This window comes from Mucilaginibacter sp. UYP27, from assembly GCF_040547175.1.
Taxonomy (GTDB): Bacteria; Bacteroidota; Bacteroidia; order Sphingobacteriales; family Sphingobacteriaceae; genus Mucilaginibacter.
The window spans coordinates 1,441,728-1,466,161 of sequence record NZ_JBEPPE010000001.1 but is presented as its reverse complement, the minus strand read 5'-3'; the positions used below and the strand labels follow the sequence as shown (position 1 = coordinate 1,466,161).

The window sequence follows — 24,434 nt, the reverse complement described above, 5'->3', positions numbered from 1 at the left end:
AACAAAGATTTAACATCTTCTACTAAGATTTTAGTTATATCTTAGTAGCTTACAAACCTAAGTATGAAATTCACAATTACAGCACTTGTAATCTGCTTCATGTGCTCTCTATCTGCGCTTGCGCAAACCAACTATTCCGTAAAAGGAGTATCTGTTGATAGCGTTGCCCATGTAAAACTGGTTAATACATCTATCAGCGTATTAAATGCTAAAGACTCCACCCTTCGTAAGTTTACAAGGGCGTCGGCAAACGGCTCTTTTAGTTTAAATAACCTTAACAAAGGCAAATTCATCCTATTAGTGACCTACCCCGGTTACGCCGATTACGTAGAACACTTTACGCTTGATTCTGCAAAAACCACTTTTAACGTTGGCAGCATCGCCATGAACCTTAAATCGAGGTTATTGAACGAAGTTATTATTAAGGGCACGGTTGCCGCCATAAAGATAAAAGGCGATACAACCGAGTTTAACGCCAAGGCTTACACCATCCAACCCAACTCTAAGGTTGAGGACCTGCTGAAACAACTCCCCGGTATACAGGTAGATAAGGATGGCAAAATAACCGCCCAGGGCCAAACCGTACAAAAGGTACTGGTAGATGGCGAAGAATTTTTTGGTGACGACCCTACCCTGGTTACCAAAAACATCCGTGGCGATATGGTAGATAAGGTGCAGGTTTATGATAAAAAAAGCGACCAGGCTACCTTTACCGGTATTGATGACGGGCAAAAAACCAAAACCATCAACATAAAACTAAAAGAAGATAAAAAGAACGGCTACTTTGGCAAGGTAGATGCCGGTATTGGTACCGATGGCTACTACCAGGTACAAGGCCTTTACAATAAATTTAAGGGTAAAAAGAAATTTAGTGTTTACGGCGTTGGTGCAAACACCGGTAAGGTAGGCCTAAGTTGGCAGGATAACAATAAACTGGGCACCAGTGATGGCATGCAGTTTAGTGATGACGGCGGTATGTACTTTAGCAGCGGTAACCGTGACGAACTGGATTCGTTTGATGGTCGTTATAATAACCAGGGGATCCCTAAGGCCTATACAGGTGGTGTGCACTATGATGATAAATGGAAGAACGATAAATACGCGTTAAACACCAATTACAAAGCAGGCTCGTTAGAGGTTGACGGTACCCGTAATGACAGGACGCAGCAAAACTTACCCGAAAACCCTGCCGACCCAACAGCAAACCGGGTGATCAAAAGCGTATCCGACAATACCTTCAACAACAGCATTTTCAGGCAAAAGCTGGATGCTACATACTCTGTAAAGCTGGATACTACATCAAACCTAAAGATCTCAATGGATGCAACGCAAAAAAACAGCGATACGCACACCAGGGATACTTCTACCAGCAGACGCGCGGATGAAACCCTGCTGAATACCAACAGCAAAAGCATCAATAACAGCGTAGACCAGCAATTGTACAATGCCACTATCTTCTACAATAAAAAGTTTAAGAAACCGGGCCGTACCATTTCATTTAACGTAACCGCGGGCCGCACCGAAAACAAAGCGGATGGCTTCCTGAAATCGGAGATAGATTACTTTGGCCTTACCGGCTTACCAACCACCCAGGAGATCATTGATCAGCGTAAAACAGATAACACCAAAACATCAAGGTTAAATACTAATATAACCTATACCGAGCCCCTCACCAAAGCTTTGGCTATTGTGTTTAACTATGGCTTCGGTTTAAATAACAGCGATGCGGATCGGAAATCGTTCGATAAAGCCCCGGGAGGCACCGGGTACGACCAGCTAAATACCGCGCTAAGCAACCACTACATTTTTAACCAAACCTCAAACCAGGGTGGCATTAACTTTAACTACAAAAAAGGCAAAAGCAACCTGCGCTTTGGCACACGCGTTACCAATGTAGATTACAAGCAGGAGAACGAGGTTACCAACATGGCGGTAAGCCGTAACTTTACCAACTGGGCGCCGCAGGCAAATTACTCGTACAAGATCTCTACCTACAGTGGGTTTAACCTTGGTTATTACGGTAGCCAGCAACAACCAACTATAGATCAGTTACAGCCTATTGTGGTAAATACCAACCCACTGAATATCACCATTGGTAACCCTAACTTAAAGCCATCGTTCAGCAACAACTTTTACGGTTATTACAATATGTACAAGGTACTGAGCGATCAATCGGTATGGCTGAATGGCAACTACGGATTCACTACAAACCCTATCATTAACAACGTTGTTACCGATAAAACATTGGGTAAAAGCACCACCCAGGCAGTTAACCTACCCGGCGAAAAACCATACAACTTTAACTTGAACGTTGATATGAGCCGTAAACTCGGTTTTGCAGGACTTAACATCAACGCGAGGCTTAATACCGATGGTAACACCTATTACAGCCTGCAGGATAACGTGCTCAACAAAACAAAGTCAAATACTTACGGCGGCGAGTTAGGACTGTCTAAAAATAAAGAAAAAAAATATTCGCTATATCTGAGTGGCGGCCCTAATTATACCGTTGGGCAATCATCCATTAATAAGGATATCAACAACAATGGCCGTGGCTTTAGTGCCAGTTACTGGATGCAGGTTTACCTGCCGTGGAAGATAGAAGTAAGCAGCGATGGAAAATACCAATACACGGCGGCTACACAATCGTTCGCAAACGATTTCCGCCAAACCATTATCAACGCCCGCTTGATCAAATCGTTCCTGAAAGGTGAAGGTTTAAAAGTGACCCTAAGCGGTAACGACTTACTGAACCAAAACCAGGGCTTTACCCGCAGCGCATCAAGCACCTATATTACCGAGAACCGTTACACTACCATCCGCAGGTATTATATGCTATCGATAAGCTGGGATTTTAGCGGAATGGGCGGCGGTACGCCTGCAAAAAAATAAGTTAAGCATCAACAATAAGAAATATATAGCGATGAAGAAGCAACTATTATTACTACTAACCTGCCTCATAGGCAGCAACGCATTATTTGCACAAAACGCGCATTTCACCACATCCGGCACTATCGAGTTTGAGAAAAGGGTGAATATGTACGGTGTAATTAAAGCCGTAATTAACAAGGATAACGAAAGCTGGTACGCCCCCGCTTTTGAGCAATACAAGAAAAACAACCCGCAGTTTAAAGTGCTTAAAAGCACGCTAACCTTCGGCAGTAACAAAACCCTGTATTCGCCGGTTGCAGATAACGCCCCGGCATCAAACAGCTGGTTTAGCGATATGCCCCTGGCGCAGCAAATTAACACCACCCAAACAGATCTTAATACCAACCTAAGCGTTACCGCTAAAAAGGTTTTCGACGAAGGTTTTTTGGTGAAAGATACCGCACGAAAGATCAACTGGAAAATCACCGACGAAACCCGCGAAATTGCAGGCTACATGTGCCGCCGCGCCAATGCCATTGTGATGGATTCGATATATGTGGTGGCTTTTTACAGCGACGAGATCCCCCTATCCGGCGGCCCCGAATCATTTAGCGGTTTACCCGGGATGATCCTCGGCCTTGCCCTGCCGCACGAAAACGTTACCTGGTTTGCCACCAAAGTTACCGACCTGCCCGTTGCCGAAGCCGCCCTGCGTGCACCAGTAAAAGGCAAAGTAACCACATCTGCCGCCCTTAAAACCACCCTCACCAAAGCCATGGAAGGTTGGGGCGAATACGGTAAACGCTTCTTTAAGATCTACCTGTTGTAGAGAGTTAAGAAACAAGAGCCAAGAATCAAGACAACAAAAAGCCTGTACAGTTAAAAGCTGTACAGGCTTTCTTTATTTTCACTCTTGATTCTTGTCTCTTGATTCTTGACTCTAATCCTAACTTTCAACTCATTCTCTTCAAATACCCCGCGTTCTTACTGGCGCTTTGCAGGGGCGTTTCGTGGTGAAAGCGGCTTTGCTCTACAAAAAAGTACCGCATACCCATATCCTGCCCGGTGGCTATAAACTTTTTGAAGTTGATGATCCCCTCGCCTATATCACATGCCGATTCTTCTTTGCTCCCTGCCGGCAGGCGTTTCTTTAACACATCGCGCAAGTGTGCCAGTTTAAAGCGGCCTTTGTGGTTGCGCATGTAGGCGTAAGGGTCGGCGTCCTCGGTTACGGTGTAGTACACATCCATCTCAAAATCTACCAGGTCCTTATCCGTACCGGCAAGCAATACGTCAATAGGCAGCTGCCCGTCTACCGGTTTGTAGGGGTAATCGTGCGGGTGGTAACCAAACCGAAGCCCGTGCTTTTTGCAGATGGCACCCCGCTGGTTAAAATCATCGGCGAAGGTTTTAAAAGCGCCGATGCTTTTTTGGGGGCCGAGCCATGGGCATACCAGGTACTTCATCCCTATCTCCGCGGCATCTGCTGCCAGCTTATCAAACTCGGGTAAGGTGCAGGGGTTGTAGTGGGTGCTTACCAGGTTAAGGCCGTAGCCCGCCGCTATCTTTTTGAACTCTGTATTGGTTTTGCCCCAAAAAATACCCTTATCGCTGCCGTAACTTTCTATCCGGGTGTAGCCCATTGCGCCCAATAGTTGCAGCGTGCCAACAGGGTCGCGCTCCATATCCTCTTTAACCATGTAAAGCTGTATGCCGCGCGCGGGTTTCGTCCGTCCGTTAAGGGGTGCCGCCAGTGCAGCCGACGCCGACAATGCCGCCAGCATCCCACCGCTGTATATAAATGCTCTTCTGTTCATAAATTGGTTTATGATGTAAGGTAAGGAATTTTGCGGAAAGTTGGTGGTAGTTGCGGAGGTTGATAGTTGATGGATCATAGTTCATGGTAGCTGCGGGAGATGGCGGGTGGGTTGGATCTTAGTTTCCCGATAGCTATCGGGAGGTAATAGTAGCTGCGGTTGGTGGTGGATGGTATTGTGTCGGGTTATGGTTGATGGTACCTGCGAAGAACGGCATGTAGATCTTAGTAGTTAAGGCTTCAAGTCAATTAACCATTATCTATAAAACTATTTATCAATAAACTAATGAACCAATAAACCAACAAGTAAAGGTGCTGTAGTGGTACTTCGGAAGCGGTAGCCCCGCTATCCGCTTATACTGCACCAGGCCTTAACCGCGAGGGCCGGTATCCGCTGCTATCGGGTTTAGGTAATTTCTTGTTGAAGTTTAGGTAAAACTTTTGTTTCAATTTCTTCATAAAATGCTTTTAGACTACAATTCTTGTCTAAATACTTACCCCGCTCTATTACCTTAACCTTTGATAAGGGTTTGCTAATAGAATAATAATTATCATAATTCGATGCTGTATTGATTCCTTTTTTATTAAGTAATTTAACAAGTCTGCCTTTTGCATCATATGGTTTTGAAGTGTCACCATCTTCAAAAATTGCTAAAATCCATGCATCGATTTCTTCAATAGCAATCGCATATAAAATTGATTCAGATAAATCTTCTTTAAACCATGCTTCATTTATTTCCAGAATAATAAGTCCCCTCAAATCTTCGCAATATGTTTCAGATTTTTTGTCGGGCCTAACAATTCCATATTCATGTGCTTTATCGCTATCAATGTGAATTACAATAAAGTCCTGACCTTCGAAAGCTAAAAAACCATCGATTAATTCTCTATTCTCACATTCTTCTTTTACTACAGACCAAGAACTAAATGTTTGTGGAGATTTATAGGCTTTGTCTGTTTCGTCAATAGTATATATCGGTCTTAAAGCTTCAAAAGCACTTATATCCAAACCAGTTAATCCAGTTAAGATATTCGAAATAACTGCCCTGTCTGCATGTCCTTCAGAAATCACTCCTATTCTCATTCTAAAAATTTTTAGGAACGGCGCCCAGTAATCCTTTTAACCACATCTCGGAGAGTTTGAATTTTTTATCACTTAAATCGGCTTTGAATTTTATTCTCCTAGTTTTTGTTTTCCCCTCGCTATCTCTAAAAACTTCAAAAAGTCTTTGTTCATCATCCAATAAATTTAAACCGTCTAAAACAGCCGGGTTATGGGTAGTAATTAATGATTGTCTACCCATGTCTTTGGAAAGCTTAACTAATTCTGAAATTAAGACTTGGCATAAGCGTGGATTAAGTGCTGTTTCAATATTATCGATTGCAAATAATTTTGGTGTTTTATTGCTGATAAATAATGTTAGATAAAACAACACATGTAGAACACCTTCATTTGAGTTTTCTGCTGAAAATGTGTTGTTGTTATCTTGCATAAATTTATCTCTAAAATAAAGAGTGGAGATGCTTCTTCCTGGTTTTAAACCTAACATCTTAAGCTTATCATCTTTATCTGCTATAATTTCACCTAACCAATCAAAAAAACTAAGGCATTTATTTAAGTGCGATCTTTCAGTTCTGTTAAAACTTCCTATTAGAATATCAAGTCCTTCGCCATTCAATCCTAATGGAGTTTTTTTACTATCTGTGGATGTTATTCCTCTTAAAGATTTCGTGTTTAAATCAAATATTGCATAATCGGAAATAACCGAGTCAAAATCTCTATCCTTTTTAAGTCCCCTTGTAGCAATTAATTCATTTACTTTTAATAACAAGCTATCTCCCGAAATCCCTGGATTACTTCTCGCAATTTCTCCAAAATATTCTAATAACAAATCTGGGTATAACTCTTCTTCAGCTAGATTTATCCATTTTGTATAAATGTCATTTAAATTAGCGGGAGTTAAAGAACATCTATACTCTTCTTGATTATTGTTACTTTCAAAAGCAAGATTTATGTCAATACTACTCTTTTGACTGTCACTTAGAAATGAGCTTAAAATCAAATCCGGTCTTGCAATACGTACTCCTCTACTGTATAATCCCTCAAAGGTTAAATCATTTGCACGTTCGGCACCTACTGTTGCGAGAGCTTCAAGGATATTTGTCTTTCCGCAACCATTAACACCTATGAATACATTAAATCTACCTAAATCAATAGTGTCATTAACTATTGATTTATAACTATTAATGCTAATTTTTTTCAGAAAAACAGATGGCGAAACATCAGTCGGATTTTGATTACGGTATTTGATATAGTTTTCCAATGCTAACTCCCAGTCTGGGGTATTGTACTTTTTGATCGTATTTAAGACCAAATAAGATACTGCATAATGGGTAAGAGAACTTGTTGTTGGCAGGTTGGGATCGTCAGGATTTAATTCTGCTATATTATATGTAACAAATGGCTTAAGAGCACTTTTTCTAAACGACTCTCTTGTATTAGGTTTGTATTCTACGTCATAGTTTTTGTTAATAAATTCCATGATATCTTTAGAGAGAGTCAAACTCTTTCTTTCACCATCTTCCCAAGAATCACTTGGCTTAATGTTACATAAAGCAAGAAATGTTAATGCAGGAATTTTCCCTTGCTGTTCTCCAGGGAGCTCAAAACTTTTTAGAATGTCTTGCGCTTCTTTGATTTTAGCTTCGATATCTTCTTTAGTATCCATTAAAGTTTTATCTTAAGATGTGTAGAAATAACTTCATCAATATTATTTTGAGTTATTTCACTTTTGTTTAAAACGTCTTTCCCAATTTTAATAATGCTCTTAATACTTGGGAACTTTATATCTCTCAATTCAGTTGCGCTGACATTTATATTTCCATTAAAAGTACGGAAATATCTATCGAACAGTGTACTGTTTAGCAGAGCCGATAATCCCATTGTTTCGTCATCAGTTAAAGAACCTTGTCTTTTATAGATATAGTTCAAATGATTTTCGATTCCTATATTGGTAAAAGCCTTCAATGATTTACTTAGATATGGCGATGCAACCAATTTTCTTGCATCATCTTTAGAACTAAACCTCCGTAAAAGTATATAATTTACATTTGAAACTAATAATTTTGAGGAGTCATCGGTTGATATAAAATATTGCAATTTTGGTTTCCCCTTTGTGCCTTGTTCGGTTGGCCATTTATAATGCATATATTGAACATTATGAAGCCAAAACAGCGGCACAGTACTTTCAGTTGGTTCTGATGAAATGAATTTTTCATTCCTAAAATCCACGATTTTACCTGTAGAAATTTCCCAACCTAACGAATGTAGTGAATTATGCCATTTGCTAAATATTTTGATAACCCGATCATCGTTACTGCTTACAGGCAAATGAAGAGTTTTTTGAAAGCTTTCTTTATCTATCAGCGATTCTAACGAGTAAAACATCCAAGTACGTTGATCAATATCAGTAATCCCACTCGATGTAGAGATAATAACAGAGCCTTGCGATGGCTGGTCAAATGGTAAATGTAACTGATTGGACGAAATGTTCATTTTAGCTATTGCTGCTATAATAAGAGTTTCCTGTAACACTTTATCTCTCTTAAATGTTGTTGTACGAGATTTAAATAAATGAATATTTTTTATATCAACTAACGAAAAAAATTGTTCACGAAACAGTCGAAAATAGTTCCCAGAACAAAAACTCCTAGGAGTTATAAAAACTAGCTTCCCTCCAGGTTTTAACAATTTAGCAGATAGTAAAAGAAAAATGGAATAGATATTTGTTTGTCCATAAATAATAGTCTCCGCAGCTTTTGCTCTAGGATCATCTTTAGCCAGTTTAAAATATGGCGGATTAGAAACTATCAAATCATATTGCTCATGAAAATCTTGCTTTCCTGTCAAAATATGAGTGTTATGTAAAATAAAATCATTCTTACAAAGAAAATAACTCAACTCGACATTTCTAGTTGACAACCATTGTCTTAAATAATTCAAGCAATTATCTGCAAGTGGAAGTAAGTTGACATCTGTTTCAAATGCGACTAATTCAATGGTTTTTATTCTCGGATTTATAACAATTAGTTCCTCAGCCATAGCAGCTGAAAGTATGCCAATCCCACATCCCGGGTCAAGTATTTTAACAATCTCTTTGTTACTGTTAGCAAGTTCACCTATAAATTTCGCTATCTGTATCGGTGTAAAGTATTGCCCTAAATTTTTTTTATGTTCAGAAGTGACTTTTTTGCTATAAAATGCGCCCAATCGATCCGCATATTCGGAAGGCTTTTCATTTTGCCACGGAGTAATATTCTCAGTCATAATTATGCTGCTAAGGTATTACAAAGTTTATTATTGAGGGATGATTTTTAGCACAAGATGCACATTATTACCCGTATCACCTCGCCATCAACTTATTAACCAACCCTATAGAAATACTAAGTTCCTTACCTATCTGCCGCTGGTTATAACCTTTGGCCGCGAGTTCGGCTACTTTTGGTGTTAAGATATGCTGGTTTAACATGCGGGTACGCAGGTGCAGGTATTCGTGGCTGTGGCCTTCAAACTGCATTTGCATAAAATTACCCGGCTTTGTAATCCGGCAGAGGCATACATTGTCTTCGCCATAGATCTGCCCGCTGCTGCGCTGTTTTATTTGTTTAAGGTAACGCAGGCGCGGGTCGGCGGCACTTGTACCAATGGAGAAGGCGCTGTCGGCCAGGTTTATCAATAGCTTACTGCCGTGCATATCGTCGGTAGAGATGGGCGAGCCCTGGTTACGGCGTTTGGGTGTATGGGCCAGCACCAGGATGGACAGGTGATAATCCTTTTTAAGGGCTTTGAGGTTTTTAACCAGGTTAAGCGCAACGGTCGAGTTTTCGATCCCGCCGCGCAGGCAGCTGATATTGTCAATAATCAGCACCGTGGCTTTGAGTTGCTTAAGCCTGTATTCTATAGCGGCGAAAATCTGATCGTCGTTATTACTGCCATTATCAATGTCGCTGTTTATATTAAATTCGGCCCGGATAAAATTATCTGTAAAGTTGTGATGATGGCCCTCGTGTGTATAGCGCCGGTAAAACTGAAGGGTGCTTAACTCAAAATCTACATACAGCACTGTGGTGGGCTTTGCATTCATGGTGAAGGGCGCTATAGCTATGCCCGTTGCTATACTGTTGGCAATTTGCACGGCCAGCACACTTTTACCAACGTTGGTATCGGCAAACAGGATACAAAATTCTCCCCGGTGCCAAAACTCCCCGAAAAGCATTTTAGGCGCGGGCTCGCGTTCGCCAAGTTCCATCCAGCGGTTGCCGGTGGCAACGGTAAACAGGTAGCGGCAATCGTCAGGGTCGGGCGGTTCGGGCGCGATCAGTTTTAACCTTTTAGCCGGGCGGTACACCTGGCCCCTGGATTCGGCACGCAGTTTCTCAATAAACTCCGGGCGGTGGGCGGGCTGGTTCTCAGTCATTTTGTGTGTTGATAATGATATGTGTGTATGAAACGGAAGGCCGAAGCACGAAAGCCAGGCCTGTTACGGTGCAGGCAGCACCTGATACACAAATATAACGGGTATGATCCAGACTAATGGTGACACGATATTGTCAGTAGTGACAAAAACGGAAGTAGCTGATTAAGACCAGTATGTGGAAAAGTTGTGGCGTTCACGGCCGTTAACGTGAACAAGGGGAGGCATTAGGATGTGCATATGTGGGGGGATATGCGGAGGTGTGCGGATGAGAAAAGTATATAACAAAGAAACCCCTCATCTTTTGGATGAAGGGTTTAACTTTAAGATTGGGCACCGACCTACTCTCCCACATTTTACTGCAGTACCATCGGCTCTGGCGGGCTTAACTTCTCTGTTCGGAATGGGAAGAGGTGGACACCGCCGATATAGGCACCTGAATATTTTATAGTTAGTATTTAGTAGCGTGTATCAAGTATCAAGACTTTAAACGCGCTATTAAGCTAACCAATATTTTATTTTGTAAGTATAGTAACCATATGTTCAGGAAGAAGACCATGTCTTGCTACTTGATACGATATACTTGCTACTATAGCAAACTTAAACATAATTGAAAGAAGTAAGTATCAGAGAAAACAACAGCTTTGTTTTGCTCGGTGTTAGAGGCAAGGGATCGGATATGGGAACCGGGATTGCTCCTGGTCCTTGCTTCTTACGGCCTCGGATCTCTAACACCATTCATTACCTGCTATGAGAAAGCTTCGGATTATTAGTATTACTCGACTTTGATGTCACCACCTTTATATCTGTAACCTATCAACGTAGTAGTCTGCTACGATCCTCAATGGAAGTCTCATCTTGTGGCTAGTTTCGCACTTAGATGCTTTCAGCGCTTATCTATTCCCAACGTAGCTACTCTGCAGTACACCTGGCGGCATAACAGATTCACCAGAGGTTAGTCCAACCCGGTCCTCTCGTACTAAGGTCAGCCCCACTCAAACTTCCAACGCCCACAACAGATAGGGACCGAACTGTCTCGCGACGTTCTGAACCCAGCTCGCGTGCCACTTTAATGAGCGAACAGCTCAACCCTTGGGACCTTCTCCAGCCCCAGGATGTGACGAGCCGACATCGAGGTGCCAAACCTCCCCGTCGATATGAGCTCTTGGGGGAGATCAGCCTGTTATCCCCAGCGTACCTTTTATCCTTTGAGCGATGGCCCTTCCATGCAGAACCACCGGATCACTATATCCGTCTTTCGACCCTGCTCGGCTTGTCTGCCTCACAGTCAAGCAAGCTTATGCTATTGCACTCCACGTACGGTTACCAAGCGTACTGAGCTTACCTTTGAAAGCCTCCGTTACCTTTTTGGAGGCGACCACCCCAGTCAAACTACCCGCCAAACAATGTTCTCGACATTATCGAGTTAGACACCAAATACAGAAAGGGTGGTATTTCAACGTTGACTAACATACTCCTAGCGAAGCATGATCACAGTCTCCCACCTATCCTACACATCCTGTATCCGATATCAATGTTAAGTTGTAGTGAAGGTGCATGGGGTCTTTCCGTCCCGTTGCGGGTAACCGGCGTCTTCACCGATACCACAATTTCACCGAGCTCATGGCTGAGACAGCGCCCAGATCGTTACACCATTCGTGCAGGTCGGAACTTACCCGACAAGGAATTTCGCTACCTTAGGACCGTTATAGTTACGGCCGCCGTTTACCGGGGCTTCGATTCAATGCTTCTCCATTGCTGAATAACATCCCCTCTTAACCTTCCGGCACCGGGCAGGTGTCAGGCCATATACGTCATCTTTCGATTTTGCATAGCCATGTGTTTTTGTTAAACAGTCGCCTGGGCCTTTTCACTGCGGCTGATATTGCTACCAGCGCCCCTTCTCCCGAAGTTACAGGGCCATTTTGCCGAGTTCCTTAGCCATGATTCACTCGAGCACCTTAGGATTCTCTCCTCGACTACCTGTGTCGGTTTACGGTACGGGTTTTTATAACCTGAAGCTTAGCGGGTTTTCTTGGAAGTCTGATTACCTGAACTATCACCTTACCCGAAGGCTCAGTGTACTATCAGCTTTCAGCAAGAGTGGCGTACTTAACTACCTCTCCTATACCTACGGCCTTTAACGAACTATTCCGTCAGTTCGCGTCAGTGTCACTACTCCGTCACCGCATCGCAGTTATAAAAAGTACTGGAATATTAACCAGTTGTCCATCGGCTACGCCCTTCGGCTTCACCTTAGGCCCCGACTAACCCTGATCCGATTAGCGTTGATCAGGAAACCTTAGTCTTTCGGTGGGCGGGTTTCTCTCCCGCCTTATCGTTACTTATGCCTACATTTGCTTTTCTAATTCCTCCACAGTCAATTGTCTTTCCTGCTTCACCGGCAATTAGAATGCTCCCCTACCAGTATATACATAGTATATAATCCATAGCTTCGGTATAACGCTTAATGCCCGTTTATTATCCATGCCCGATCGCTCGACTAGTGAGCTGTTACGCACTCTTTAAATGAATGGCTGCTTCCAAGCCAACATCCTAGCTGTCTGTGCAATCGGACCTCGTTAGTTCAACTTAGCGTTAATTTGGGGACCTTAGCTGATGGTCTGGGTTCTTTCCCTCTCGGCCATGGACCTTAGCACCCATAGCCTCACTGCAGTGTATATTATATAGCATTCGGAGTTTGTCTGGATTTGGTAGGATTTGACTCCCCCGCACCCAATCAGTAGCTCTACCTCTATATAACTTAACCACCACGCTGTTCCTAAAAACATTTCGGGGAGTACGAGCTATTTCCCAGTTTGATTAGCCTTTCACCCCTACCCACAGATCATCCGGAAACTTTTCAACGTTTATCGGTTCGGTCCTCCAGTACCTGTTACGGCACCTTCAACCTGTCCATGGGTAGATCACAAGGTTTCGCGTCTACCCCCTCTGACTATACGCCCTATTCAGACTCGCTTTCGCTTCGGATCCGTGTCTTAAACACTTAACCTTGCCAGAGAGGAGTAACTCGTAGGCTCATTATGCAAAAGGCACGCCGTCACACCACGAAGGTGCTCCGACCGCTTGTAAGTACACGGTTTCAGGTTCTATTTCACTCCCCTGTTCGGGGTTCTTTTCACCTTTCCCTCACGGTACTGGTTCACTATCGGTCTCTCAGGAGTATTTAGCCTTACCGGATGGTGCCGGCAGATTCCCACAAGGCGTCTCCGACCTCGCGGTACTCAGGATACCACTATCCTATCATTACTTACCCGTACGCAGCTCTCATGCTCTATGGCGGGGTTTCCCACCCCCTTCCGGTTCATTTTGATATTCATGTTGTGGTCCTACAACCCCAGCTATGCCGTAACATAACTGGTTTGGGCTTCTTCCCTTTCGCTCGCCACTACTCAGGAAATCATTATTATTTTCTCTTCCTCTGCTTACTTAGATGTTTCAGTTCAGCAGGTTTGCGCATTTATGCAACTATTCTTCAAATAGTTAGGTTTCCCCATTCGGAAATCCGCGGATTAATTCATATTTGCTAATCCCCGCGGCTTATCGCAGCTTATCACGTCCTTCATCGCCTCTGAGAGCCAAGGCATCCCCCGTGTACCCTTTCTTACTTTCTTCTATACTTGTGATGCTTTTGCTCATCACTGTATGCTTTTTGATATGTTGTTCGTTCAAATAAATGTGCCGGGAGATCCGAGCCAAGACTTGGACCGAAGTCTTTTATCTTGTTTCTTTCTTCCTTTTGCAAGTATTTAAAGCCAAACAACGTCTCTACTGTTGTTTTCTCTTTTTAATTACTTCTTCCAATATGTCAAAGAACTTTACCCTATACTACACAACGTGTACAGTAACTTGCATTATATCCTATCCTGTTAAGGAAACGGAGGGTGTGGTGGAGAATAACGGATTCGAACCGTTGACCCCCTGCGTGCAAGGCAGGTGCTCTAGCCAGCTGAGCTAATCCCCCTTTCAGATGTTTATCAATACCATGTTATTCTGGTATCTTCACCTCGTAGTCCCGAGCAGATTTGAACTGCTGACCCCTACATTATCAGTGTAGTGCTCTAACCAAACTGAGCTACAGGACTGTGTGTTATTTTTACAATCTTGCCACTATTATGGCTGCACCACAACCGATGGCTTCATCTTCCGGGTTGTTTTTTTAGAGAATAAATAAGAAAATAATCATGCAGGTAACAGTTAAACTGTCATTTGCGTACTCAAAGTAATTTTGGATAATGCTCCAGAAAGGAGGTATTCCAGCCACACCTTCCGGTACGGCTACCTTGTTACGACTTAGCCCCAGTTACCGACTTTACCCTAGGACGCTCCTTACGGTTACGCACTTCAGGCACTTCCAGCTTCCATGGCTTGACGGGCGGTGTGTACAAGGCCCGGGAACGTATTCACCGCATCATTGCTGATATGCGATTACTAGCGAATCCAACTTCACGGGGTCGAGTTGCAGACCCCGATCCGAACTGTGAATGGCTTTACGAGATTGGCATCCTGTTGCCAGGTAGCTGCCCGCTGTACCATCCATTGTAGCACGTGTGTAGCCCCGGACGTAAGGGCCATGATGACTTGACGTCGTCCCCTCCTTCCTCTCTATTTGCATAGGCAGTCTGTTTAGAGTCCCCATCATTACATGCTGGCAACTAAACATAGGGGTTGCGCTCGTTGCGGGACTTAACCCAACACCTCACGGCACGAGCTGACGACAGCCATGCAGCACCTAGTTTCGTGTCCCGAAGGACTGATTCGTCTCTGAATCATTCACTAACTTTCAAGCCCGGGTAAGGTTCCTCGCGTATCATCGAATTAAACCACATGCTCCTCCGCTTGTGCGGGCCCCCGTCAATTCCTTTGAGTTTCACCCTTGCGGGCGTACTCCCCAGGTGGAATACTTAACGCTTTCGCTTAGACGCTGACCGTATATCGCCAACATCGAGTATTCATCGTTTAGGGCGTGGACTACCAGGGTATCTAATCCTGTTTGATCCCCACGCTTTCGTGCCTCAGCGTCAATGACACTTTAGTAAGCTGCCTTCGCAATTGGTGTTCTGTGACATATCTATGCATTTCACCGCTACTTGTCACATTCCGCCTACCTCAAGTGTATTCAAGTTCTTCAGTATCAAAGGCACTGCGATAGTTAAGCTACCGTCTTTCACCCCTGACTTAAAGAACCGCCTACGCACCCTTTAAACCCAATAAATCCGGATAACGCTTGGATCCTCCGTATTACCGCGGCTGCTGGCACGGAGTTAGCCGATCCTTATTCTTACCGTACATTCAGCTTCTCACACGTGAAAAGGTTTATTCCGGTACAAAAGCAGTTTACAACCCGTAGGGCCGTCTTCCTGCACGCGGCATGGCTGGTTCAGGCTTGCGCCCATTGACCAATATTCCTTACTGCTGCCTCCCGTAGGAGTCTGGTCCGTGTCTCAGTACCAGTGTGGGGGGTCATCCTCTCAGATCCCCTAAACATCGTAGCCTTGGTAAGCCATTACCTTACCAACTAGCTAATGTTCCGCATGCCCATCTTAATCCTATAAATATTTGATTATCAGAAAATGCTATCCGATAATGTTATGCGGTGTTAATCTCTCTTTCGAGAGGCTATCCCCCAGATTAAGGTAGGTTACATACGTGTTACGCACCCGTGCGCCACTCTCATGAAAAGCAAGCTTCTCAATCCCGTTCGACTTGCATGTATTAGGCCTGCCGCTAGCGTTCATCCTGAGCCAGGATCAAACTCTCCATTGTATAATGTGTTTGTTCAAATCCAGACCCTATTAACTCATCAATAGAAATCTGTAAAAAAAAATATTCTCTTACATTATCCACTATCTTAAGCTCGCTTTAATAACAATCAGTTCCTTCTCTCGAATTCCCTGCCGTTACGCTGCATAATTTATTCTCTATCTCTTTTAAGAACTGTGCGCTTCACCTCGCGGCTCTGCTTTTATGTTGTTGACCATTGCGGTCTAAACTCTCAATGTTTTAAACTAAAAATCGCTTTTAGTTTGTTAACGTTATTTGTTAAAATCGTTTCCGATTTTTTCTCCCTCGTTTTGGGATTGCAAAGGTAGAAACCTTTTCTGAATTTGCAAACTTTATTTTTTATTTTTCAAGCTGCTTTTTCAACGTACAAACCGTAAATCGTTTCCTCTTTAGCGGGCTGCAAAGGTAGTAACCTTTGTTAAATTTGCAAACTTTATTTTTTAATATTTTAAAGCTGCTTTTTCAATGTACAACCGCAATTTTGTTTCCTCTTTTGCGGGCTGCAAAGGTATTAACCTTTGTTGATTTTGCAAACTTTATTTGAAATAAATGTTGTGCTATATTTTCAGAGAACGTCCCGCTATTTCGTTTGCGGGCTGCAAAGGTAAGTACAAATTTTACTTAAGCAAATGCTTTGAATGTTTTATTGATAGTGTATTTGTAACACACAGTAAATGAGGCTCAAAAATTCACTTTTAATGCGTTATAATGATGAGTAATATCGTTATTGGTTGCAAATAGGCACATTTGCGGTTATTAGTGCTATATATTACTTATAAAACTTGAAGTAGCGATAGGTGTAAATACACAGTGATAGCTGTGGCAAAGCATAAATCGTGAGAATCTTCCAAATTGAGTGATCATGGTCCAGACATAGCTTTATCCTTATCAACGCATCTGCAACTTGTAATTTACGGAAGTATTCCCATTTAAGGGAAAGCTGTGCCATAGCGGTAATTTATAAATGTGGGCATACCAATTGATTTACACTTGCAACTTCTTCGCGATAGGGATAGTAGTGGAAACCCCGGAATGAAAGGCTGCTTTTACCCGCAGCCTGGGATGAGGAGTTGTAACGGATAGCCCGGGCCGCAGGCAACGCCCCAATTATTAAACATATCACGGTTTACCTTATACCTATATATTACATGCCAAAACTAAAAATTATAGAGTCATACTATATAGTATATAATTACTCTACACCTTTGGCACGTACAGTGGCTTTAGCTTGCTATACTATAATAGTACAGCTACTATAAAACAGCATGCTTGTACATACTATATATTTACTAATTGGCAGCTTACACCTCTGTATAAAGCTATCCAGTATTATACTATATATAACCGTAAATTACAGCAGCATTTCATTACCGGATGATCCTTTTAAAATCCCACAACGTTAAAAGATGTTAAATACATGCATTATATATATAAGGAGCACTTTTGTCGTTATATATTCGTCCTCTAAATAAATAATTGACTGATTTATAATATTCAACTATCTTTGCAAAATGTTTAAAAAACAACTACTCATATTTTCGGGCGTAATGTTCCTGCTTATTGTTACGCTTGGCAGTTGTAAAAGCAAGTACGAAAAGTTAAAAGCAAGTAACGATAACGCTAAAAAATACCAGGAAGCGGTTAAGTTTTACAATAAAAAGGACTATACCAAAGCCCTTGGCTTATTTGAAGACCTGGTAACCCGTTACCGTGGCCGGGCAGAAGCCGAGGATTTGTTTTATTATTACGCTTATACTAACTATAAACTTAAGGATTACACATCGGCAAGGTTCCACTTTAAAACATTTGCAGATACTTACCCATCCAGCCCGCGTGCTGAAGAATGCCGTTTTATTGCCGCTTATTGTTTTTACCTGGATTCGCCCATCTATTCGTTAGATCAGGAGAACACCACCAAAGCAATAGAGTCCTTACAGTTGTTTATTAACCTTTACCCTAAAAGTGACCGTGTTACCGAGGCAAGCAAACTGATCCAAAATTTACGCGATAAGCTGGAGCAAAAATCATATGCTAACTCTAAGTTATACTTAACCATTGGCGATTATCAATCTGCCGTTATTGCGTTTGGCAACACCCTGCGCGATTACCCTGATACCAAATATGCCGAAGAGCTTGAGTTTTTAACTATACGTGCACAATACGAGTTTTCTAAAGTAAGCCTTGAGCGTAAACAGCCCGAGCGTTTTGAGCAGACAATAGGTTACGCCGATCAATTTGTAGAGAAATACCCCTCAAGCAAGTTTTTGGGTGATGCCAATAACTACAAGAAAAACAGCCAACAAGGTATTGAACGTGCTAAACGCGTTTTAGCCGAAGCTGCCGTTGATTCTAAACTGGCCGAGAAATTAGCTAAGAAGGACACAACCAATACCGGCCAACCCCCGTCAATTAAGGACAGAGATAATCAGAAAATACCATATTAATAATAGATAATAAAAGACATGAACGTTAACAACCCAACTAACAAGCCAGCTGTAGCCAGCAGTACAGTTACCCGTGACCTGCGTGAACTGGATGTGAAAACCGACAATATATACGAGTCGTTGGTAATTATGTCAAAAAGGGCGAACCAGATCTCTAACAATATAAAAGAAGAGTTACACCAAAAACTTTCTGAGTTTGCATCTGCTAACGATAACCTTGAAGAGGTATTTGAAAACCGGGAGCAAATTGAGATATCTAAATACTACGAAAAATTACCTAAACCTACTTTGGTAGCTGTGCAGGAATTTTTAGATAACAAAATTTATTACCGCAACCCTGCTAAAGAAGCAAGGGATTTGGAGTAATATCCTTACGGGATCACAACATTTTAAGCCTCTGTCATATCGACGGGGGCTTTATTTGTTTAATAACGTTGGCTTATTTATATATTTGATTTTAATTGTCCCGTTAGGGATTAGGGTGTATGTTAGAAGGTAAAAAGATAATTTTAGGGGTTTGCGGAAGTATAGCGGCTTATAAATCGGCAACGCTGGGGAGGCTGCTGGTTAAGGCCGGCGCGCAGGTGCAGATAGTGATGACGCCCGATGCTACCAATTTTATTACTCCGCTTACGCTATCTACCCTATCTAAACGCCCCGTATATTCCGACTATTTTAAACCAGATACCGGTGAGTGGAATAACCACGTAGAGCTTGGGCTTTGGGGCGATGCCATGATCATAGCACCGGCAAGCGCAAACACTATGGCAAAAATGGCCGGCGGTTTGGTTGATAATTTGCTTACAGCCGTGTACCTATCGGCCAAGTGCCCGGTGTACTTCGCCCCCGCTATGGACCTGGATATGTGGAAGCATGACGTTACGCAGCACAATATTACCGTGTTAAAGGGCTTTGGGAATATCCTTATCCCACCGGGTAATGGCGAACTGGCAAGTGGGTTGCATGGCGAAGGCCGCATGGCCGAGCCGGAGGAAATAGTCGCCTTCCTGACAGATGACATCAAAAAGAAACTCCCTTTATTTAGCAAACAAATACTAGTTACTGCCGGCCCAACTTATGAAGCTATAGACCCGGTGCGTTTTATAGGGAACCATTCATCCGGTAAAATGGGTTTTGCTTTGGCTGATGAATTGGCTTCGCTTGGTGCTGATGTTACGCTTGTGGCCGGGCCAACCGCGCAAATCAACAAATACCAAAGCATTAAACGGATAAACGTTACCAGCGCGGCAGATATGTTGCAAGAGTGTTTAACGTACTTCCCGGCAGCAAATGCCTGTGTGATGTGCGCTGCCGTGGCCGACTATACCCCTACCGAAGTTGCCAAACAAAAGATAAAAAAGCAGGATGGCGGCCTTACCATCGAACTGAAGAAAACTACAGATATACTTAAAACCCTAGGCGCCCAAAAGCAGCCAGGGCAGATTTTAGTGGGTTTTGCCTTAGAGACCGAGAACGAAGAACAGCATGCCATTGGTAAACTGCAAAAGAAAAACCTGGATCTTATTGTGTTAAATTCGTTAAACGATGCCGGCGCGGGTTTTAAGAGTGATACTAATAAAGTAACTTTGATAGACCGCGACCTCAATAAAACTACTTACGGCCTTAAAAACAAAACCGAAGTGGCCCGCGATATTTGTATTAAGCTGATTGAACTTCTAAAAAAATGAAAAGTTATATAGCCTTTACCCTGTTATTATTCGCCTGTTGCGCTGCAAAAGCCCAGGATTTGAACGCACGTGTAAAGATTGTAGCGCCAAAAATACAGGTGACCAACAAGCGGGCCCTGCAAACATTGGAAACCGCCATGAAAGATTTCCTGAACGGACGCAAGTGGAGCGCAGATGAGATAGCCCCCCAAGAACGTATCGATTGTAATTTTGTGCTGAATGTGACCGCATGGGATGGCAGCAGCAATTTCAGCGGCGAGCTGCAAGTGCAATCGTCAAGGCCGGTTTTTAATTCTACTTACACCGCTACGCTGGTTAATATAAATGACAAGGATTTTGATTTTACTTACACCGAAGGCCAAACCATTGACTACAGCGACCAGAACTTTCAGAGTAATCTAAGTTCGGTAATGGCGTTTTACGCTTATATTATTGTGGGGATGGACTATGATTCGTTCTCTAAATACGGCGGCACGCAGTACTTTGCTAATGCACAAAACATTGCCATTAATGCGCAAACTACATCTTTTAAAGGTTGGAAAGGCTTTGACAATAACCTTAACCGTTACTGGTTAGTAGAGAACCTTAACAATAAGATTTACAGTAACCTGCGCGAGTTTATCTATAATTATCACCGTAACGGCTTGGATATAATGGCAGATAATGCCACCAAAGGCCGTAAATACATCAGCAGCATATTGCCCGTACTAAACCAGGTAGATCGTAAACGCTTAGGCTCTTACTTTCCGCTGGCATTTTTTACGGCTAAAAATGCGGAGTTTGTCTCCATATTTAGCAATGCATCACCGCAGGACAGATTGCAGGCCATGAATACCCTTTCCCTTGCCGACCCTGCTAACGGCGGGAAATACCAGGCGCTGAAAGGAAAGTAGTTTCGGGGAGCGAGTTTTTGAAAGCGGGATACATTTTTAAAATCCAGAATACCGCTCCCCGTACCAATAACCACGATCTTAAACCGGCTTGATATTCCTTAAGATCTTCTTGTCGATATAGAACGTCCCAAAGGGAATGATGCAGGCCAGCAATACCTTGCCCGTTGTTTCCCATTTCCATTTTTGCTCTACCCCTGCGCTTACCGTGTTCACTATAAACAGCAGAATAATGCGCCATGTATTGGCCCTATCGCTTTTACCATGGAAGCATCGTGCCCAAAATATTTTAAAGGGACGGCGATAAAAATTAATAAAAGCAAAGAGATCCCTTCCAGGAAAGCGGTAATACGCAGGCGGCCAATATTTGTTGATAGTAGCTGTTTCATGAGTTAAAAAGAATGCAGATAAGGCCTTTGTGCCAATGGCGAGAACGGCCAGGGTATAGCAATGAATATGATAAGCAGTGCCAATCCGAACCATATCAGCATAGTTTTGAACTTTTCGGCATCGGTAACTTTGCGTTTAGCTATAGCCGAGCCGATGATATAATTATTATTGCGGATACCATCAGCACTAAATGCAGCACACCAAAAAAGAATGGCTGGGTAATATGCCCGTTTGGCCCAACGGAATGGAATGAATACTTAGCATTGGGGCTTTGTGTGTAAACTAAAATACCCAGCATCAATTGGATATGCGCGGCAGTGGCTGTCCAGTGGCGTATTTGGTCATCTTTTTTGGTGAAAACCTTATTGTTACTGTACCCCATATACGCCCTATAAATAGAATAAACAAGCGTACCCAACACGGCCCAACGGAAAAGCGAATGAAAGAATAATAGCGTATCGAACATGCATAAAATTGTAATTAATATACCAATTGGTATGTTACAATTAAAAAAAATATACTATCCCAGTTGTTTAAGGTAGTTTTTCAACTCCTGCAAATAAATATTATAACACGCCGAGCCCATTGCCTTGCCCATGTTACGGATGCCGCCATAGCCGGCCACCACAAAACAAGCCACATACTCGGGGTTTACATCCTCGCGAATCTCTTTCGTAGCTTTTCCCTGGCTGATGCTTTCTTTAATAGCGTCCTGCCAACCATCAGTAAGTTTTAAAAGGGCTTTTTTAAAATACTCATTCAGCGGCGACATTTCTTCAATTAAGTTAACCGCGGGGCAGCCATACTTAGCGCGAAGAAATGGCACCTTTAACAAAACCACACGCATCATTTCGTGGATATCGTTTATTGGGTTCTTAGCATCAAGCAACGGTTTTACAAGCGAGGTGTACATACCGGGGTAAATAATCTCGTTGATCATCGCCAGGCCCATTTCGTCCTTATTTTTGAAATGGTAAAAGAAAGCGCCCTTGGTTACCTTGGTAGTAGCCAAAATATTATCAATACTCGTAGCCTGGTAACCCTGCTTATAAATAAGCTCGAAGGACTTGGTCAGGATCATAGTACGGGTATTGGCGGCTTTCGACATATTTAAAATACTAATTAGTATGTATGCAAACATACCTCATAGATCAGTAGCGTCCTAATTTATTTTGCATTACCGGATCTCGAATCAAAAAATTCGAAAAATTTGTCAAATTAACGATACCGTAAATTCCAAAAATTCGTTAACTCTGGAAATTCGGGTTCAGGCGAATTAACTATCTTTACTCTTTTTAAGCGACAGATTATTTATGACTAAACGTTGGGTGTTAAAAGATGCGGCAGATGCGGTAACCGTACAGGAACTTGCTGCACGGCTCAACATAACGCCTGTTTTATCGACCCTATTGGTACAGCGTGGCATCAATAATTTTGATGAAGCCAAATACTTTTTTCGCCCTACCGAACTACACCTGCATGATCCATTCCTGATGCTGGATATGGAAAAAGCCATAGAACGCATCGAGCAAGCCGTCACCCAAAAAGAAAAAATTTTAGTTTACGGCGATTATGATGTAGACGGCACTACAGCTGTCGCACTTACCTACAGCTTTTTCGAAAAGATCCACAAAAATATAGAATACTACATTCCAGACAGGTATAAAGAAGGTTACGGCATTTCTACCCAAGGCATTGATTATGCTGCCCAAAATGGCTTCAGTTTAATTATTGCGCTGGATTGTGGTATAAAATCCGTTGATAAAATCGCTTACGCCAACACCCTTGGGGTAGATTTTATTATTTGTGATCACCACTTACCCGGCGAGGTATTGCCTGCTGCTGTAGCGGTGCTCGATCCTAAACGTGCCGATTGCGGTTATCCTTATAAAGAATTATCCGGTGCGGGTATCGGCTTTAAGCTGATCCAGGCTTGGACAGAAAAGCACGACCTGCCTTTTGAAAGCATTGCCGAGTACCTCGACCTGGTAGCCATCAGCATAGCCTGCGATATTGTTCACCTAACCGGCGAAAACCGGGTGCTTGCACATTTAGGCCTAAAAAAGATCAACGAAAACCCATGCATCGGTGTAAGAACCCTGATGCAGGTTGCAGGCCGTGGCAACACTTATACTATTAGTGATGTGGTATTTTTGTTAGGCCCGCGGATAAACGCCGCCGGCCGGATAGACGATGCTAAACATGCCGTTGAACTTTTGATAGCCTGCCATGAAGATGCCGCCAAAGAAAAAGGCGACATGATCAACGTCCGCAATACCGAACGTAAAGGGCACGACCAGCAAATTACCGACGAGGCGCTGAGCATGATAGATAATGATGAGGTGATGATCGCCCGTAAATCTACCGTGGTGTTCAACCAAGACTGGCACAAGGGTGTTATTGGCATTGTGGCATCGCGTTTAACCGAAAAATATTACCGCCCAACCGTGGTGCTTACCCGCTCAAACGGGCATGTGGCAGGCTCGGCACGGTCGGTTTTGGGTTATGACCTGTACGAAGCCCTTTGCGGATGCAGCGATCTGCTCATCCAATTTGGCGGGCATAAATACGCGGCTGGTTTAACCATGCACCCGGAGAACGTCCCTGCCTTTATCAAAAAATTTGAAGAAGTGGTTGGTTCAACCATTACCGATGAGCAACTGGTACAGCAGGTAAGCATCGATGCGGAGATAGAATTGAAGGATATCGACTCCAAATTTTTCCGGGTGATGAACCAGTTTGCGCCCTTCGGACCGGAGAACATGGCGCCTGTTTTCCTGAGCAAAAATGTGTATGTTAGCGGAAATGCGGGTTTAGTTGGCAGCGCGCATGTTAAAATGTTTGTAATGCAACCAGGCTCTGCAGCGTTTAGCAGCATTGCCTTTAACCAGGGCGAATTGCTGCCGCAATTAAAACCGGGCGTACCTTTCGATATTTGTTACACTATTGAAGAAAACGTGTGGCGCGAACAACGCAGCATACAATTAAATATAAAGGGGATTGCGCCCCACCCAAACCCTCCCCGAGAGGGAGGGCTTTAAAACTATTATTTCAAA

14 protein-coding genes, 2 tRNA genes, 3 rRNA genes and 1 pseudogene are annotated in these 24,434 nt (G+C 42.9%); 7 read left to right on the top strand and 13 right to left on the bottom strand.

What is annotated here, in order from left to right; genetic code table 11:
* Nucleotides 1-63: 63 nt before the first annotated feature.
* Both ABIB39_RS06465 and ABIB39_RS06460 read left to right on the top strand, forming a co-directional pair.
* The gene (locus ABIB39_RS06465) at nt 64-2,892 is read left to right on the top strand and encodes an outer membrane beta-barrel protein (RefSeq protein ID WP_354428327.1); all 2,829 of its coding nucleotides are present in this window, start codon (nt 64-66) and stop codon (nt 2,890-2,892) included.
* 31 nt (nt 2,893-2,923) lie between these two features.
* Nucleotides 2,924-3,700: a GLPGLI family protein gene (locus tag ABIB39_RS06460; protein ID WP_354428325.1), complete on the top strand. Its 777-nt coding sequence runs from the start codon at nt 2,924-2,926 to the stop codon at nt 3,698-3,700.
* 124 nt (nt 3,701-3,824) lie between these two features.
* Here ABIB39_RS06460 and ABIB39_RS06455 read toward each other — a convergent pair whose 3' ends face one another.
* The 10 genes from ABIB39_RS06455 to ABIB39_RS06410 form a co-directional block, all read right to left on the bottom strand.
* Nucleotides 3,825-4,766, bottom strand: a complete 942-nt coding sequence (locus ABIB39_RS06455) for a sugar phosphate isomerase/epimerase family protein (protein ID WP_354428323.1) — start codon at nt 4,764-4,766, stop codon at nt 3,825-3,827.
* Nucleotides 4,767-5,093: 327 nt separating this feature from the next.
* Nucleotides 5,094-5,771, bottom strand: coding sequence for a hypothetical protein (locus tag ABIB39_RS06450; protein WP_354428322.1), 678 nt, complete (start codon nt 5,769-5,771; stop codon nt 5,094-5,096).
* Between the two features lies 1 nt (nt 5,772).
* Nucleotides 5,773-7,416 carry an AAA family ATPase gene (locus tag ABIB39_RS06445; protein ID WP_354428320.1) on the bottom strand — a complete coding sequence of 548 codons (1,644 nt, stop codon included), beginning with the start codon at nt 7,414-7,416 and terminating at the stop codon, nt 5,773-5,775.
* Entirely contained in the window at nt 7,416-9,014 is a 1,599-nt protein-coding gene (locus tag ABIB39_RS06440; RefSeq protein ID WP_354428319.1) for an Eco57I restriction-modification methylase domain-containing protein, read from the bottom strand. The genes ABIB39_RS06445 and ABIB39_RS06440 overlap by 1 nt, the downstream gene beginning before the upstream one ends.
* A gap of 76 nt (nt 9,015-9,090) precedes the next feature.
* Nucleotides 9,091-10,164 (bottom strand): AAA family ATPase, encoded by a 1,074-nt coding sequence (locus ABIB39_RS06435; protein WP_354428318.1) that lies wholly within the window; start codon nt 10,162-10,164, stop codon nt 9,091-9,093.
* A gap of 325 nt (nt 10,165-10,489) precedes the next feature.
* Nucleotides 10,490-10,601: ribosomal RNA gene (gene rrf, locus ABIB39_RS06430) — 5S ribosomal RNA — on the bottom strand.
* Nucleotides 10,602-10,911: 310 nt separating this feature from the next.
* Nucleotides 10,912-13,796 (bottom strand): 23S ribosomal RNA (locus ABIB39_RS06425).
* A gap of 273 nt (nt 13,797-14,069) precedes the next feature.
* A tRNA-Ala gene (locus ABIB39_RS06420) sits at nt 14,070-14,146 on the bottom strand.
* 46 nt (nt 14,147-14,192) lie between these two features.
* A tRNA-Ile gene (locus ABIB39_RS06415) sits at nt 14,193-14,267 on the bottom strand.
* A gap of 159 nt (nt 14,268-14,426) precedes the next feature.
* Nucleotides 14,427-15,948: ribosomal RNA gene (locus ABIB39_RS06410) — 16S ribosomal RNA — on the bottom strand.
* The 16S, 23S and 5S rRNA genes sit together here with 2 tRNA genes alongside, the layout of an rRNA operon.
* A 1,529-nt stretch (nt 15,949-17,477) precedes the next feature.
* Here ABIB39_RS06410 and ABIB39_RS06405 point away from each other — a divergent pair.
* The 4 genes from ABIB39_RS06405 (at nt 17,478) to porD (ending at nt 20,991) form a co-directional block, all read left to right on the top strand.
* Nucleotides 17,478-18,410, top strand: coding sequence for an outer membrane protein assembly factor BamD (locus ABIB39_RS06405; RefSeq protein WP_354428317.1), 933 nt, complete (start codon nt 17,478-17,480; stop codon nt 18,408-18,410).
* An 18-nt stretch (nt 18,411-18,428) separates the two neighbouring features.
* The gene (locus ABIB39_RS06400; RefSeq protein WP_354428316.1) at nt 18,429-18,776 is read left to right on the top strand and encodes a DNA-directed RNA polymerase subunit omega; all 348 of its coding nucleotides are present in this window, start codon (nt 18,429-18,431) and stop codon (nt 18,774-18,776) included.
* A gap of 119 nt (nt 18,777-18,895) precedes the next feature.
* The gene (gene coaBC, locus ABIB39_RS06395; protein WP_354428314.1) at nt 18,896-20,098 is read left to right on the top strand and encodes a bifunctional phosphopantothenoylcysteine decarboxylase/phosphopantothenate--cysteine ligase CoaBC; all 1,203 of its coding nucleotides are present in this window, start codon (nt 18,896-18,898) and stop codon (nt 20,096-20,098) included.
* Complete coding sequence (gene porD, locus ABIB39_RS06390) at nt 20,095-20,991, top strand: type IX secretion system protein PorD (RefSeq protein WP_354428312.1); 897 nt, start codon at nt 20,095-20,097, stop codon at nt 20,989-20,991. The genes coaBC and porD overlap by 4 nt, the downstream gene beginning before the upstream one ends.
* A 78-nt stretch (nt 20,992-21,069) precedes the next feature.
* Here the strand turns inward: porD and ABIB39_RS06385 are convergent.
* From ABIB39_RS06385 to ABIB39_RS06375, 3 genes and pseudogenes are all read right to left on the bottom strand, one after another.
* Nucleotides 21,070-21,377, bottom strand: a pseudogene (locus ABIB39_RS06385) (DUF3817 domain-containing protein).
* Between the two features lie 140 nt (nt 21,378-21,517).
* Complete coding sequence (locus tag ABIB39_RS06380) at nt 21,518-21,844, bottom strand: hypothetical protein (RefSeq protein WP_354428310.1); 327 nt, start codon at nt 21,842-21,844, stop codon at nt 21,518-21,520.
* Between the two features lie 54 nt (nt 21,845-21,898).
* Nucleotides 21,899-22,486 (bottom strand): TetR/AcrR family transcriptional regulator, encoded by a 588-nt coding sequence (locus ABIB39_RS06375; protein ID WP_354428308.1) that lies wholly within the window; start codon nt 22,484-22,486, stop codon nt 21,899-21,901.
* Nucleotides 22,487-22,691: 205 nt separating this feature from the next.
* Here ABIB39_RS06375 and recJ point away from each other — a divergent pair, with 205 nt between their 5' ends.
* On the top strand, nt 22,692-24,419 hold the full coding sequence (recJ, locus tag ABIB39_RS06370) for a single-stranded-DNA-specific exonuclease RecJ (protein ID WP_354428307.1): 1,728 nt from the start codon (nt 22,692-22,694) through the stop codon (nt 24,417-24,419).
* The last annotated feature ends 15 nt before the right edge of the window (nt 24,420-24,434 follow it).